The organism is Curtobacterium sp. 314Chir4.1, from assembly GCF_900215175.1.
GTDB classification, from domain to species: domain Bacteria; phylum Actinomycetota; class Actinomycetes; order Actinomycetales; family Microbacteriaceae; genus Curtobacterium; species Curtobacterium pusillum_A.
Genome location: NZ_OCMI01000004.1, coordinates 277552 through 292867, shown reverse-complemented (window position 1 = coordinate 292867; position 15316 = coordinate 277552). Strand labels below are relative to the sequence as shown.

The following is a 15316-nucleotide window of genomic DNA, read 5'->3' as shown; positions in this document are numbered from 1 at the left end:
GCAGCGGCTCCTCGCTGCAGGCGTCGTCCCGCATACCGCTCCCGAGCGTGGGAGGAGGAACCGTGATCTGCATCAGCCGCAAGCTGCGCGAGCGTCTCGCCGGCGACGAGGGCCTCAGCATCGTCGAGGTCATGGTCGCGATGGTCGTCTTCGCGATCATCGCCGTCGGCATCGCCGGCGGGATCACGAGTTCCCTCGTCCTCTCCGGCGTCAGCAAGTCCCGTGTCGCCGCCACGAATCTCGCCCAACAGGCGATCGACACCGCGCGGACGACCAAGGACGTCTTCTCGCTGCGCAACGCGACGAACGCGCCGGTCTCGGTCGGGGGCGTCGCGTACACGGTCAGTCGGACCGCGAACTGGATCTCGGCGACCGGCGAAGACGTCACCTGCGGCGCCGGCACCGGTGCCCTCGCCTACAAGCGTGTCACCGTCAAGGTCGCTTGGACGGACGGCAAGCGCGCTGCGCAGTCAGTGTCGATGGACACCCTGGTCGCGCCGACGTCGACGGTCAGCGACGAGGACAACGGCACCGTCGTGGTCGTCGTGTCCAACGCGCTCGGGATCGGTAACCCGGGAGTGACGGTGACCGTGACACCCGGCACCACCCCCAACGGGGCAACGACACTCTCCGCGCAACCAGGCGTCACCGACTCCGACGGGTGTGCGTACGCGACGAACGTCACGCCGGGGAACTACACCGTCAAGGTCGTGTCGTCCGACGGACGCGACCCGGTGCAGGCCACGTCCACGACCAAGTCCCTCACCGTCGTGCAGGGTCAGACGGCAAGCCAGACCTTCACGTACGACACGGCGGCCACGTACAACCTGCAGTTCCCGTCGGACACCACGAACCCGATCACGCTGCCCCGCTCGCTCTCCGCAGTCCTCCGGCACACCGGCACACCGGACGTGTCGATGGGGACCGCCACGTCGATGAAGGCCTTCCCTTTCAAGGAGGGGTACTGGGCGGTGCCGGGTACCTACAGCGCGACGTGCACGAACGGCGATCCGGGCGCGTGGTCGACCCCGAACGGCACGGCTGTCTCCGCGCCGCAGATCCCGGTCCAGGTGCTCGCCGGCGCGTCGCAACCGGCCGTGCCGGTCCCCATGGGCGTCTTCGCGGTGAAGTTGTCGAGTGCGCTGGACAACGCCGTCGTCGCGACCACGGTGACCGCCGGCGGAAACGGTGACCCGGGATGTGCGACGACGACGACGTACGTGTTCGCCGGACTGAGCAATACCGCGCGTCTCGCGCTCCCGTACGGCACGTACACCCTCACGGAGGGCATCGGTGTCGGGAGTGCGGTCACACTGACGCTGGGGGCGACACCAACGGTGACCGCGACGACGGGCGTCGTGCCGAACGGCAACCGCGTCATGCTCGACCCTCGACGGGTGCCGAGCTCGTGAGCGCCGTCCGCAGGTTCGTCCGGGACGATCGAGGCATGACGCTCGTCGAGCTCATGGTCGCGATGATCCTCACCGCCATCGTGCTCGCCGCCGCTGCGGGGTTCATGGTCTCCGCGCAGAAGGCATCAGTCCTGTCCCGGGCGGTGAACTCGAACTCGCGTGAAGCATCGAACGCCATGGACGAGATGGGCCGGATGCTCCGTGCGGCGACGAACAACCCGCTGTCCAGCTCCGCTGCGGGCGCCACCGGCTCAGCTGCTGCGACCTACCAGGTCGGCGTGCAGTACGCGAGCTCGACGTCGGTCCGCTTCTTCGCCTACGTGCACCTCTCCTACGTCGCGGGGACTTCTCTCCCTGAGCAGCCGGTCGAGGTGCAGTTCACCGTGGACTCCGCCGGTCGGCTCGTCGAGCAGAAATGGGCGGGTGTCGCGGACTCCACGGGTAACTACTGGACGTTCCCGATCAGCGCTTCAGCAAGTCTTCCCACTGCTCCCTCAGCCACGCGCACGATGACGACGAGCGCAGTGAACCAGGTGACGTTCACCTACCTCGACGCCCTCGGCAACACGGTGTCCACAGCTTCGGGAGCTGCATCGGACGCAGACCTCGCGAAGATCACCAGCGTCCGTGTCACCCTCCTCGTCGGCACCGGTAGCGGCGCTCGAGCGGGGAATGTCTCCGTCACGAACACGATCGCCATGCCCAACCTCGGGGGGAACTGATGCTCCGCTTCTTGCGTGCCCTCCGTGGCGCTCGTCGTCTCCGTGACGACGAGCAGGGAGTAGCCCTCGCGACAGTCGTCGGGATCGGTGCCGTCGTCACGATCCTCGTCGCGACGATGGTCGCGGTCTCGTCGAGCGGCATCACCAAGTCGAACACCAACCGTGACTGGGCCAACGCCATCTCCGCGGCGTACGCCGGACTCGCGAACTACCAGTTCCACATGTCCGCGGACCAGACCTACTGGAACTACGGCAGCTCGTCGACGTTCGGGGGCTCGTCCCGCTTCACCGGCACGAACAGCAACGATGCCTTCACCGGGTGGGTAGGGGTCCCGAACGCGACCGGGACCGTACCGAGTGCGACGAACGCCCCGGCCGGTGCCGAGTTCTACCGGTACGAGGTGGACAACCGTCGGTACGTGGACCAAGGGATCGTCAAGCTCCGTGTGACGGGCAAGAGCGGCGCGACGACGCGAAGCCTCGTCGCGAGCGTCAAGAGCGACGGCTTCTCCAACTACCTCTACTGGACGGACTTCGAGTCGAGCGATCCGACGTTCAACAGCGGGTGCACGAGCGCGTACGTCATCGATCAACGATCGGGCTCGAGCTACTGCCAGCAGGTCACGTTCGCGCCGAACGACGAGCTGTTCGGGCCGGTGCGGTCGAACGACACGATCAACATCTGCGGGTCCACCTTCCACTCGACGGTGCAGTCGCCCCAGCCCGTCACGCACAATTGCGATTCCCGCATCTACGGCTCCGGCAACATGAACGGCTCGTACGACCTCGGTTCGCCGACGATCGCGCCGACACTCACGCCGCCCACGACGATCCAGACCATGCTCGACCAGGTCGATCCCACGAAGACCGACACCCCTGGTTGCCTCTACACCGGACCGACGAAGATCACCTTCAACAGCGGCGGGACCGTCACGGTCGTCTCGCCGCAGACCATCGCGACCAACGTCGTCCAGGCGACGCTCGCCGCGAGCACTCCGGCGAACTGCGGCGCGGTCTCCGGCCTTCGATCCACGAGCGGGTCGACCTTCACTCCGACGGCCGGCACGGTGATGTACGTTCAGAATCCTCCTGCGCGACGCTCCGGGTCGACCCAGGACCCCAACTACTGGTACTCGTCGAACTCCGCGGCGCCGTCGTGCTCGAGCGGGAGTGCATCGACGGGTGGGAACGGTGTCGGCTTCCCGTACGCCGGCGAGAAGGCCCCGAGTTACACGTACGGGACGCGGCCGACCACGACCATCCCGGCCTACTCGTGCCAGGCCGGCGACCTGTTCGTCAAGGGCACGGTGAGCAAGTCGCTCACGGTGGCGGCCGAGAACTTCGCGTACGTCACCGGCGACCTCACCTACGCGAGTCCGCGGCAGGCCTCGACTGTCCTCGGACTCATCGGTGAGGAGGCAGTCTGGGTGTGGAACCCGGTCGATTCGTCCCGCAACCTGATCAAGTCCAGTGGCGTCCCGATCACCGGTGTCGACCGGGAGATCGACGCGGCTCTCCTCTCCAACGACGGCCAGTTCGGTGTCCAGAACTACGACCAGGGGAACAATCGCGGGACGCTGACCGTGGTCGGCTCGATCGCGCAGAAGTACCGCGGTGCGGTCGCCGTCGCGAGCTCCGGTTCGTACAGCGGCTACGCAAAGAGTTACAAGTACGACTCGAGCCTGGCATCGTTCACACCGCCAGCCTTCCCCACGCCGATCGCGACGACGTTCAAGGTAGCGAGTCAGATCGAGGTCCCCGCAGCGTTCGCTGCGAACGGGACCTGCATCAGGAGCGGGAGCGCGTGCCGATGACCATCCTCCCGCTCCCGTTCGTCGCCGTCCTCGCGACGGTGCTCGGACTCGTCGTCGGATCGTTCTTGAACGTCGTGGTCTACCGCGTTCCTGCAGGCGTCTCCGTTGCGAGTCCGGCCAGTGCGTGCCCGGCCTGCGGGACTCCGATCCGCCGCCGTGACAACGTGCCTGTCCTCTCCTGGCTGATCCTGCGCGGGCGCTGCCGGGACTGTTCAGAGCCGATCTCCTCGAGGTACCCACTCGTCGAACTCGCCACCGCGCTGCTGTTCTGTGCGGTTGCGGCGGCGCTGTGGACGATCGGCGGGACGCCAACCGGCACGACGCTGCTCACCATCGCATTGCTGTACTTCATGGCCATCAGCGTGGCTCTGGCGCTCATCGACCTCGACACGCACCGGCTGCCCAACGTCATCGTCCTGCCCGCCTACCTGGTGCTCGGGGCTCTGCTCACCGGGGCATCTGCGGCCACGGGCGACTGGGGCGCGTTGCTTCGAGGCGTCCTCGGGATGCTGGTCCTGGGCGGGACGTACCTCATGCTCGCCGTAGCCGTACCCGACGGGATGGGATTCGGTGACGTGAAGCTCGCCGGCGTCCTCGGCCTCGTGCTCGCGTACCTCGGATGGGGATCACTCGCAGTGGGTGCTTTCGCTGCGTTCCTCCTCGGCGGTACGTTCGCCGTCGCACTGGTCCTCGCCCGACGAGCACGCCGTGGAAACGGGATCCCGTTCGGTCCGTGGATGCTGCTCGGAGCGTGGTGCGGACTCTTGTTCGGCGATGCCGTGTGGCACGCGTACCTGGCCCTCATCGGCCTCTCCTGATCCAGACCAAGCCCTCAGCAACCCAGATCGGAATCCCTCATGGCCAAGAGCATCGTCGGTGTCGACATCGGTTCGACGTCGATCCGTGCCGTCGAGGTCGTCGGCGCCGCCGGGGCCACGCCGACGATCCTGCGGATCGCCGAAGGCGCCCTGCCCGAGGGCGCGGCGAGCCGTGGCGAGGTCATCGAGCCGAACACGGTGGCCAACGCGCTCAAGAGCATGTGGTCGCGCGCGCGGTTCCGGTCGAAGGACGTCATCCTCGGGATGGGGAACCAGCGCGTGCTCTCGCGAGACCTCACGGTGCCGCTCGCGCCCCTGGCGCAGATCCGCGAATCACTGCCCTTCCAGGTACAGGACATGCTGCCGGTGCCGGTGGGAGACGCGCTGCTCGACTTCTACCCAACGTCCCAGGGGCACTCCGACGCGGGTCCGGTCGTCAACGGGCTCCTGATCGCTGCGGTCAAGGACGCTGTGCTCGCCAACGTGAAAGCCGTCGAGCTCGCCGGCCTCAACCCCGCGGGGGTCGACCTGATCCCGTTCGCACTCTCGCGGGTCCTGGTCACCCGTGCTGCCCGCACGGGCCTCGTCGCCCTGGTCGAGATGGGCGCGGAGACGACGAGCGTCGTGATCGTCGCGGATGGCGTGCCGCAGTTCGTCCGCATCATCCCGTCCGGTGGGGCGGACGTCACGAGGGCGCTCGCGAACCGGTTCGAGATCGGGACGGAGCAGGCTGAGATGGTCAAGATCCACCTCGGTTTCGGCGGAGCGGCGCAGACGCAGGACGACGAGCGCGCGGTCGCGGTGATCCGAGAGGTCGCGTCCGAGCTCGTGACGAGCGTTCGCAACACGGTCAACTACTACGCGAACACGCATGCCGAGGCTCGGGTCCGGGAAGTCGTGCTCACCGGTGGTGGGAGTCGCATGCGCGGGCTCGCGGAGACCGTCGGCGAAGCGCTCCGCGTGCCGGTGGTGCTCGGTGATCCGTTCGCGGGCGTCGCCTTCTCGAAGTCCATCACCGAGGACGCTGTCCGCAACCACGGTTCAGCACTCACCGTCGCGTACGGGTTGACCGCTGGGAGCAAGGCAGCATGACACGGGAGATCGAAGCCCCTCGCATCGGACGAGGCGCTCGGAACCGGAAGGCTGAAACCGTGCGCACGCCGGTCGCGAAGCAGGCACGCTCGGCGCCGTCGTCAGCGGCTCCTGTCGTCACCGGCATGGAGCCTCGTGTCGACCTCCTGCCGCAAGAGGTCTACGCGAACCGTCGAGCGAGAGCTCTCGTCAGACGGGCCTGGCTTGGTGTGGGAGTCCTCGCACTCGTCACCGCACTCGGCGTCGGTGCAGCGGTGCTGGACCAGGCCCACGCGCAGTCCGAGCTCGACCTGACCCGCTCGGAGTCGACGACGCTGCTCCAGCAGCAGCTCCGGTACAAGGACGTCCGCACCGTCGAGGGCGACACTCGACTGCTGCAGGCGGCTCAGACCGTCGGTGGCTCCACGGAGATCGACTGGTCCGACTACCTGACCAAGGTCCAGGCATCGCTCCCGTCGACGGTGACGATCGGCACGCTGTCGGTGTCGTCCGCCAACCCGACCGAGGCGTTCGACCAGGCGCAGGGCCCTCTCCGCGGTCAGCGCATCGCCACCATCACGTTCTCGGCGAACTCCGCCACCTTCCCGTCCGTTCCCCAGTGGCTGCAGTCAGTGAAGGGGCTGCCCGGGTTCGTGGACGCCAACGCGGACTCCGTCACGTTGTCGAGTGATTCGGCGGGCTACACCGTCGACATGACGATCCACGTCGGCGTCGAGGCGTACGACGGCAAGTACGCGCCCAAGGAGAAGTGACGATGGCCAAGACACGCATCTACCTGCTTGCCGCCGCGCTCGCCGCGCTGGTCGTCCTCGCGGCCGGCTTCTTCCTCGGCGTGCAGCCGCAGCTCGCAGCCGCATCGGCGAGCGACAGCGAACGCTCGTCAATCGAGACGACCAACGCTCAGTACCGCAAGGAACTCGACCGGCTCGCCGAGCGTGCCCGGTCACTGCCGTCGATGAAGGCAACGCTCGCGCGGCTGCAGAAGTCGATCCCGGCATCCGCGGAGACTCCGCAGTTCCTCGATCAGCTCAACGCGACGTCGACGGCAACCGGGGTGACGATCTCCGCGATGACGATAGGCGACCCCACCAGCTACCAGCCGCCCGCAACCGCGGTCGCGCCGACCGAGTCCACGCCGACCGACACCGCATCCGCGTCCCCGTCGGCCTCTCCGTCAGCTGAGGCGACGAGCGCTCCGAGTGTCGAGCCCTCGACTCCGGCGGCGCCGGCACCGGCGACGAGCCCGCTGGTCACGTCGGCCAACTTCGCCGTCATCCCCGTGAGCGTCGACGTGAAGGGCACCTACGACCAAGCACTCGCGTTCACGAAGGGCGTCCAGAGCGGGGGCCGTCTCTTCCTCGTCGACGCAATTTCGTCGACCCCTGCGGGATCCGATGACGACGGCACGACGAGCGGGCAGCAGACCTGGACGCTCGGTGGTTCGATCTACGTCCTGACCACCGCCTCCGAGGGCTGACGGACCCGTCCGGAACCCCCTCCCGAACAGGGCGCACCCCGCCACGCCGCACCCTCTTCCGCGACGCCTGTCGGTGTGCTTACGATGCTCCTGACACCGCACTCGCGGCTGCTCATCCCCCTCTCGAACGGCCGCTCGAAATGGCCGTTCCTCGTCGTGCCCGGAGTCGCGCGTGTTGGCTGGAATCGTGGAATTCCTCGGCTGGTTCGGAGCCGTAACCGTCCTTGCTGGTTACCTGCTGTTCTCGATGGGCAAGCTCCCGAACGGCCCGGTCTACCAGCTCTTCAACCTCGTCGGTGGCCTCGCCGTCGCGATCAACGTCGCGGCGCACCACGCCGTCCCGTCGACCATCGTGAACGGCATCTGGGCGATCGTCGCCGTGGTCGTCCTGGTGAAGATGGCGAAGGCCCGTCGCGCCGCGAAGCGGGGCGCCCCGGCGGCGACCGAGATCCCGGTGCGGCACACCGAGCCGGCGGCGACCACGGCGGTCCTGCCGGTCATCGGGCCGGCGCTGCGCGACCACGAGGCGGACGCGACGGAGCAGTCCGGAGCCGAGCCGCGCCTCCAGGCCGAACCGACGGCCACGACCGCCGCGACGGACGCGCCCACCGCCGCCGCCCCGATGACCGAGTCCATCCCGGTGATCACGGCCACGATCGCCCTCGCGCTCGTCGCAGCAGCCCAGGAGCAGCACGCACAGCAGGAGCACGCACAGCAGGAGCAGCACGCACAACAGGAGCAGGCCGGCCGGCACGAGCACGCCTGACCCTCCCGGCGGTACGATCACCGCATGTCCCGGTGGTTGATCGCGACGATGACGTCGATCCTCTTCATCGCGCTCGTGATCGCGGTGACGGGCTTCGAGGCGCTGCTCGCCGACGTCGAGATCATCTCCCAGCCCGACGCCACCCCGTACCTCGGTCCCGCGATGGTGCTGGCCGGTGCGGTGGTCGTCTTCCTGGCCACCGCGGCCGGCGCCCGGGAGGGCAACCCCGGCGTCACCGGCCTCGTCGCCGCTGCGACGGTGTACCTCGTGATGCTCGGCGTCGGAGCGGTCGGGTACGCCCTGGTCCGCAGTGACCTCACCGAGTTGGTGGTGTTCCCGGCGGGCTACGCCCTCGGCCCGTTCGTGGTCGGGTCGGTGGTCGTGGCGCTCCTCAGCGTCGTCGGCGGGATCGCGACGTCGCGCCACCAGTCGCGTGCGGAGCGGGTCACGACGACCGGCGGCGATGACGGTGCCCGACGGTAGGATTCCGGCAGCACCACAGGACGACGGGGGACCGATGACCGACCAGCACCAGGCCGACGGATGGGGTTCCGTCCCGAACGTCGACGAGATCAGCGGCGAGCACGGGGCGCCCCGGCAGACGGTGACCCCCGTACCGGCGCGACCGCGCCGGAAGCTCGGACGCGGCCCCCTCATCGGCATCATCGCCGGTGGCGCCGCCGTCGTGCTGTTGGCCGTCGCCGGCGTGGTCGGGTACTCGGTCGGGACGTCGACGCACTCGGCGGACCGCCCGGTGCGCGCGTTCCTCGACGACCTCTCGGCCGGCAAGGTCGAGGACGCCCTGAAGACCGCGGGCATCGACCACGACAAGGGCGACGTGCTCCTGACCGACGCGGCGTACGCCAAGGCCAAGGGGCGCGTCACGGGGTACCGGATCGCCGCCACCCGCGACGACGGCGACACCGCGACGGTGACCGCGTACCTGCGGCAGGGCGGCCGCGACGTCTCGTCGACCTTCACGCTCGACAAGACGGGCACCGACTGGGGCGTCTTCCCGGTCTGGGAGCTCGAGGCCCCGAAGCTCGGCGCGGTCGACGTCAGTGTGCGTGGTCCGGCCGGCGCGAAGGTGCTGGTCGGCGGGCAGGGCGTGACCACGTCGAAGGACGGCACGGCCACCCTGACGGCGCTCCCCGGCACGTACGACGTCGCGGTCGACGGCGGCAAGTGGTACTCGGCCGACGCGACGACGGCGACGGTGGCCGGCTTCGGCGGGACGGCGTCCTCGCCGGTGTCGATGACGACGAAGCTCACCGCAGCGGGTGAGCAGTCCGCGAAGGACGCGGTGAACGCCTGGGTCGACGGCTGCATCGCCTCGACGGACGCGGCGCCGAAGGGCTGCAGCTTCTACGCCTACGGCGAGGACTCCGCGTACACCTACACGAACCAGAAGTGGACGCTCGACACCCGCCCGGCGGTCTCGGTCGGCGGCTGGTTGTCGAACGGCTGGCTGGTCACCACGACGACGTACGGACGGGCGACCTTCACCGCGGACATCTCCGGCGCCGGTGGCGTGGGCACGGCGTCCGCGGGTCCGATGAACGTCAACGCGAGCGGCTACATCACGGGCTTCACCGACGCCGGTGCGACCTTCCGGTCGGCCATCGGCAACGGCTCCTCCGACACCGGTTCGTGACCCGTCTCGCCTCCGTCGCCCGGTCGGCACCAGCCTGGAGGCACGGCGCGCGCCCGCAACGCGGGCGCTCCTCCGACGCGGCGCGGCTCCACCGCCCGGTGCGGGACGACGTGCCGGGCGGGCCCCGGCGTCGCGCCCCGCGCAGCGCGACCACCCCGATCCGGCGTGTTCGCCCACGGCGGTCCGGACGGGCCTCCAGGGCGACGCGCCCGGATTGATTTCGCGAGGTTACGCGGGTAGGCTCTTCCGGGTGTGCGCCCTCGTGCGCGCCCGAAAAATCCGGCTCGACCAACGGTCGACCGGACTCCGTCCCCCATCGTCGTCCGCCGTCAGGCGGCAATCAGCGTGGGACGAGGAAGCCGGCGGACCGCGTCGGCCAGAGAACACGAGCAGGACCAGGAGAACAGTTGCCTACTATTCAGCAGCTCGTTCGCAAGGGTCGTTCGCCGAAGGTCACCAAGACCAAGGCGCCCGCCCTGAAGGCGAACCCCCAGCAGCGTGGTGTGTGCACCCGCGTCTACACCACCACCCCGAAGAAGCCGAACTCGGCACTGCGCAAGGTCGCTCGTGTGAAGCTCTCGAACGGTACCGAGGTCACGGCCTACATCCCCGGTGAGGGCCACAACCTCCAGGAGCACTCGATGGTGCTCGTGCGCGGCGGTCGTGTGAAGGACCTCCCCGGTGTCCGCTACAAGATCATCCGCGGCGCGCTCGACACGCAGGCCGTGAAGAACCGTAAGCAGGCGCGTAGCCGCTACGGCGCGAAGAAGGGTTGAGCCAATGCCTCGTAAGGGTCCCGCCCCCAAGCGTCCCGTCGTCGCAGACCCGGTCTACGGCGCACCGATCGTCTCCCAGCTCGTGAACAAGATCCTGCTGGACGGCAAGAAGGGCCTCGCCGAGCGCATCGTCTACGACGCACTCGAAGGCGTTTCCGCCAAGAACCAGCAGGACGCAGTCGCGACGCTCAAGAAGGCGCTCGACAACGTCCGTCCGACCCTCGAGGTCCGCAGCCGCCGCGTCGGTGGCTCGACCTACCAGGTCCCGGTCGAGGTCAAGCCGCACCGCGCGAACACCCTCGCGCTCCGCTGGCTCACCTCGTACGCCAAGGCCCGTCGCGAGAAGACGATGACCGAGCGTCTCATGAACGAGATCCTCGACGCGTCGAACGGTCTCGGTGCCGCGGTCAAGCGCCGTGAGGACACCCACAAGATGGCCGAGTCGAACAAGGCCTTCGCCCACTACCGCTGGTAGTCCCGGCACCGTCCGGGCGCCGGTGGTCATGAACCGCTGGCGCCCCGGACGGCCGCCAACCTCTCCTACAACTCTTCCGGAGGAACCCTGTGGCACAGGACGTGCTCACCGACCTGAACAAGGTCCGCAACATCGGCATCATGGCGCACATCGATGCCGGCAAGACCACGACGACCGAGCGCATCCTGTTCTACACGGGCATCACGCACAAGATCGGTGAGGTCCACGACGGCGCTGCGACGATGGACTGGATGGCGCAGGAGCAGGAGCGCGGCATCACGATCACGTCGGCCGCGACGACCTGCTTCTGGGACAACAACCAGATCAACATCATCGACACCCCCGGTCACGTGGACTTCACGGTCGAGGTGGAGCGTTCGCTCCGCGTCCTCGACGGTGCCGTCGCCGTCTTCGACGGCAAGGAGGGCGTCGAGCCCCAGTCCGAGACCGTCTGGCGTCAGGCCGACAAGTACAACGTCCCGCGCATCTGCTTCGTCAACAAGATGGACAAGCTCGGCGCCGACTTCTACTTCACCGTCGACACGATCATCAACCGTCTCGGTGCGGAGCCGCTCGTGCTCCAGCTCCCGATCGGTGCCGAGAACGACTTCGTCGGCATCATCGACCTCATCGAGATGCACGCCAAGGTCTGGCCGGGCGACGCAAAGGGTGACGTCACCATGGGCGCCCAGTACGAGGTCCAGGAGATCCCCGCGGACCTCCAGGCCCGTGCCGAGGAGTACCGCGCGAAGCTGATCGAGCGCGTCGCCGAGACCGACGACGCCCTGCTCGAGAAGTTCTTCGGTGGCGAGGAACTGACCAAGGACGAGATCAAGGGCGCGATCCGCAAGCTCACGATCGCTTCCGAGGTCTACCCCGTCCTCTGTGGTTCCGCGTTCAAGAACCGCGGTGTCCAGCCGATGCTCGACGCCGTCATCGACTACCTCCCGTCGCCGCTCGACGTCCCGCCGATGATCGGCCACGACGTCAAGGACGAGGAGAAGGAGATCATCCGCAAGCCGGATGCCTCCGAGCCGTTCTCGGCCCTCGCGTTCAAGGTCGCGGTGCACCCGTTCTTCGGTCGCCTCACCTACGTCCGCGTGTACTCCGGCTCGATCGAGTCCGGTGCGCAGGTCATCAACTCGACCAAGGGCAAGAAGGAGCGCATCGGCAAGATCTTCCAGATGCACTCCAACAAGGAGAACCCGGTCGACAACGTGACCGCCGGCCACATCTACGCGGTCATCGGTCTCAAGGACACCACCACCGGTGACACCCTGTGCGACCCGTCCAACCAGGTCGTCCTCGAGTCGATGACGTTCCCGGAGCCGGTGATCGAGGTCGCCATCGAGCCGAACACGAAGGCTGACCAGGAGAAGCTCTCCACGGCCATCCAGAAGCTCGCCGAAGAGGACCCGACGTTCCGCGTCGAGCTCAACGCCGAGACCGGCCAGACCACGATCAAGGGCATGGGCGAGCTCCACCTCGACATCCTGGTCGACCGCATGAAGCGTGAGTTCAAGGTCGAGGCGTCGGTCGGCAAGCCCCAGGTGGCCTACCGCGAGACGCTGACCAAGGTCGTCGAGCGCTACGACTACACCCACAAGAAGCAGACCGGTGGATCCGGTCAGTTCGCGAAGGTGCAGATCGCGCTCGAGCCGATGGAGGTCACGGCCGAGAAGGTCTACGAGTTCGAGAACGCCGTCACGGGTGGTCGCGTGCCGCGCGAGTACATCCCGTCGGTCGACGCCGGTATCCAGGACGCCATGCAGGTCGGCATCCTCGCCGGGTACCCGACGGTCGGCGTGAAGGCCATCCTCAAGGACGGCGCGGCGCACGACGTCGACTCGTCCGAGATGGCGTTCAAGATCGCCGGTTCCATCGCCTACAAGGAAGCCGCCCGCAAGGCCGGCCCCGCCATCCTCGAGCCGATCATGGCCGTCGAGGTGCGTACTCCCGAGGAGTACATGGGCGACGTCATCGGTGACCTCAACTCCCGTCGTGGCCAGATCGCCTCGATGGAGGACGCTTCCGGCGTCAAGGTGGTCCGCGCGAGCGTGCCGCTGTCCGAGATGTTCGGCTACGTCGGCGACCTGCGGTCGAAGACCTCTGGTCGTGCCGTCTACTCGATGACCTTCGAGACCTACAGCCAGGTCCCGGCCAAGGTCGCCGAGGAGATCATCGCGAAGAACGCGGGGGAGTAGCGCTCCAGCGCTTCTCCACAGGCGGGGGCGCCCGGCGACGGGCCCCTCGCCACCAAGTAAAGTAAAGACACACACCGCGCACCAACGGTCCCGAGCCCATCCAGGGCCGGCCGGGGGTGTCGCTTCCGAGTCCTGAGGAGGACCCCAGTGGCCAAGGCCAAGTTCGAGCGCACCAAGCCGCACGTCAACATCGGAACCATCGGTCACGTCGACCACGGCAAGACGACGCTCACGGCGGCGATCACCAAGGTTCTGCACGACCAGTACCCGGACCTCAACGAGGCCCGTGACTTCGCGCAGATCGACAGCGCTCCCGAGGAGCGCGACCGCGGTATCACGATCAACATCTCCCACGTGGAGTACCAGACCGAGAAGCGTCACTACGCGCACGTCGACGCCCCCGGTCACGCTGACTACGTGAAGAACATGATCACGGGTGCGGCGCAGATGGACGGCGCGATCCTCGTGGTCGCCGCCACCGACGGCCCGATGCCCCAGACGCGTGAGCACGTGCTGCTCGCCCGCCAGGTCGGCGTCCCCTACATCGTCGTCGCGCTGAACAAGTCCGACATGGTGGACGACGAGGAGATCTTGGAGCTCGTCGAGCTCGAGGTCCGCGAGCTCCTCGGCTCGCAGGAGTTCGACGAGGACGCCCCCGTCGTGCAGGTCTCGGCGCTCAAGGCGCTCGAGGGCGACGAGAAGTGGGTCAAGTCCGTCCAGGACCTGATGGCCGCCGTCGACGAGAACGTCCCGGACCCGGTGCGCGCCACCGACCAGCCGTTCCTCATGCCGATCGAGGACGTCTTCACGATCACCGGTCGTGGCACCGTCGTCACCGGTCGCGTCGAGCGTGGCACGCTCGACCTCAACTCCGAGGTCGAGATCGTCGGCATCCGCCCGACGCAGAAGACCACGGTCACGGGCATCGAGATGTTCCGCAAGCTGCTCGACAAGGCCGAGGCTGGTGACAACACCGGTCTGCTCATCCGTGGCCTCAAGCGCGAGGACGTGGAGCGCGGCCAGGTCGTCGTCAAGCCCGGTTCGGTCACGCCGCACACGGACTTCAAGGCGAACGCGTACATCCTGACCAAGGACGAGGGTGGGCGTCACAACCCGTTCTACGCGAACTACCGCCCGCAGTTCTACTTCCGCACCACGGACGTCACCGGCGTCATCACGCTGCCCGAGGGCACCGAGATGGTCATGCCCGGCGACACCGTCTCCATGACCGTCGAGCTCATCCAGCCGATCGCCATGGAGCCGGGCCTCCGCTTCGCCATCCGTGAGGGTGGTCGTACGGTCGGCGCCGGTACGGTCGAGGAGATCACCAAGTAACTCCGGTTACCTGCTGAAGCGGGGTCGGGCCTTCGGGCTCGGCCCCGCTTTCGTGTCCCCCGGAGCCGGCGTTTGCTCACAGTTCGCCTGCGTTCCGCGGACAACGAGCGCTCCCGCGGGCACGATGTGGGCCAAGCGGTCGGGAGGTCCGGCCATCGAGCGGTCGGTTCGCCCGGCCGGACAGGGAGGCAGCATGGCCGGCTTCGACGACATCCAGAAGAACGTGTCCGCCAAGGCGCAGGAAGTGACCGACAAGGCGAAGGCCTTCGTCGACGAGAACCGCGACAAGATCGAGGAGGCCGTCAAGAGCGACAAGGCCGAAGAGGTCTCCGACAAGATCATCCACGGCCTCGCGGACGGCATCAAGAAGGTCACGGGCGGCAAGTTCGACGAGCAGATCGACAAGACCGCGCAGAACCTCGACGACAAGATCGGGAACAACGGCAGCGATCCCGTCTGAGCCAAACGCTCCGACGACGCCCGTCCGGCACCGCGCCGGGCGGGCGTCGTCGTGCCTGACGGACCCGGGTGTCGCCCACTCGGGGGGCGTCCTCGCAAAGGGGGGCACCCGTGTACCCCACACTGGGTGCAGCGGCGGTTTCCCGCAACTGGATACCGTGGAGTCGCGAGGCCGGACCGGCCCGCGTGGTGACCCGAACACCGCCGCAGCACGCACCCAGGGACCCTGCCCGCACGGTGCTGCTCCGCTGCGCTGCGCTCGGCGTCGCCCGACGACGACCCGAGAGCACTCCCGATGCGTTCTGCCCTGTT

Annotated in this window: 15 protein-coding genes; all 15 read left to right on the top strand. The window is 68.0% G+C overall.

Going from position 1 to position 15316, the window contains the following annotated elements:
• Nucleotides 1-62 precede the first annotated feature (62 nt).
• The 15 genes from CRP27_RS18280 (at nucleotide 63) to CRP27_RS14090 (ending at nucleotide 15005) form a co-directional block, all read left to right on the top strand.
• Nucleotides 63-1412: a type II secretion system protein gene (locus tag CRP27_RS18280; protein WP_176505615.1), complete on the top strand. Its 1350-nt coding sequence runs from the start codon at nucleotides 63-65 to the stop codon at nucleotides 1410-1412.
• Nucleotides 1409-2134, top strand: a complete 726-nt coding sequence (locus CRP27_RS14155) for a type II secretion system protein J (RefSeq protein ID WP_369680020.1) — start codon at nucleotides 1409-1411, stop codon at nucleotides 2132-2134. The genes CRP27_RS18280 and CRP27_RS14155 overlap by 4 nt, the downstream gene beginning before the upstream one ends.
• The gene (locus tag CRP27_RS14150; RefSeq protein WP_097181269.1) at nucleotides 2134-3948 is read left to right on the top strand and encodes a hypothetical protein; all 1815 of its coding nucleotides are present in this window, start codon (nucleotides 2134-2136) and stop codon (nucleotides 3946-3948) included. The genes CRP27_RS14155 and CRP27_RS14150 overlap by 1 nt, the downstream gene beginning before the upstream one ends.
• Nucleotides 3945-4766 carry an A24 family peptidase gene (locus tag CRP27_RS14145; protein WP_097181554.1) on the top strand — a complete coding sequence of 274 codons (822 nt, stop codon included), beginning with the start codon at nucleotides 3945-3947 and terminating at the stop codon, nucleotides 4764-4766. Before CRP27_RS14150 ends, CRP27_RS14145 begins: the two co-directional genes overlap by 4 nt.
• 39 nt (nucleotides 4767-4805) lie before the next feature.
• Nucleotides 4806-5858, top strand: a complete 1053-nt coding sequence (pilM, locus tag CRP27_RS14140) for a type IV pilus assembly protein PilM (RefSeq protein WP_097181268.1) — start codon at nucleotides 4806-4808, stop codon at nucleotides 5856-5858.
• A 59-nt stretch (nucleotides 5859-5917) separates the two neighbouring features.
• Nucleotides 5918-6610, top strand: coding sequence for a hypothetical protein (locus CRP27_RS14135; protein WP_141399776.1), 693 nt, complete (start codon nucleotides 5918-5920; stop codon nucleotides 6608-6610).
• A gap of 2 nt (nucleotides 6611-6612) precedes the next feature.
• Nucleotides 6613-7335, top strand: a complete 723-nt coding sequence (locus tag CRP27_RS14130; RefSeq protein WP_097181266.1) for a hypothetical protein — start codon at nucleotides 6613-6615, stop codon at nucleotides 7333-7335.
• Nucleotides 7336-7522: 187 nt separating this feature from the next.
• Nucleotides 7523-8101 (top strand): hypothetical protein, encoded by a 579-nt coding sequence (locus tag CRP27_RS14125; protein WP_141399775.1) that lies wholly within the window; start codon nucleotides 7523-7525, stop codon nucleotides 8099-8101.
• 24 nt (nucleotides 8102-8125) lie between these two features.
• Nucleotides 8126-8584: a DUF6121 family protein gene (locus tag CRP27_RS14120; protein ID WP_097181264.1), complete on the top strand. Its 459-nt coding sequence runs from the start codon at nucleotides 8126-8128 to the stop codon at nucleotides 8582-8584.
• A gap of 34 nt (nucleotides 8585-8618) precedes the next feature.
• Nucleotides 8619-9755 (top strand): hypothetical protein, encoded by a 1137-nt coding sequence (locus CRP27_RS14115; RefSeq protein ID WP_097181263.1) that lies wholly within the window; start codon nucleotides 8619-8621, stop codon nucleotides 9753-9755.
• A 407-nt stretch (nucleotides 9756-10162) separates the two neighbouring features.
• Nucleotides 10163-10531, top strand: coding sequence for a 30S ribosomal protein S12 (gene rpsL, locus CRP27_RS14110; RefSeq protein ID WP_071292552.1), 369 nt, complete (start codon nucleotides 10163-10165; stop codon nucleotides 10529-10531).
• A 4-nt stretch (nucleotides 10532-10535) separates the two neighbouring features.
• Nucleotides 10536-11006, top strand: a complete 471-nt coding sequence (gene rpsG / locus CRP27_RS14105; protein WP_058728452.1) for a 30S ribosomal protein S7 — start codon at nucleotides 10536-10538, stop codon at nucleotides 11004-11006.
• Nucleotides 11007-11095: 89 nt separating this feature from the next.
• Nucleotides 11096-13210, top strand: a complete 2115-nt coding sequence (gene fusA / locus CRP27_RS14100) for an elongation factor G (protein WP_097181262.1) — start codon at nucleotides 11096-11098, stop codon at nucleotides 13208-13210.
• 147 nt (nucleotides 13211-13357) lie between these two features.
• On the top strand, nucleotides 13358-14545 hold the full coding sequence (gene tuf / locus CRP27_RS14095; protein WP_079237384.1) for an elongation factor Tu: 1188 nt from the start codon (nucleotides 13358-13360) through the stop codon (nucleotides 14543-14545).
• Nucleotides 14546-14738: 193 nt separating this feature from the next.
• Nucleotides 14739-15005 carry an Rv0909 family putative TA system antitoxin gene (locus CRP27_RS14090; protein WP_097181261.1) on the top strand — a complete coding sequence of 89 codons (267 nt, stop codon included), beginning with the start codon at nucleotides 14739-14741 and terminating at the stop codon, nucleotides 15003-15005.
• Nucleotides 15006-15316: the final 311 nt, after the last annotated feature.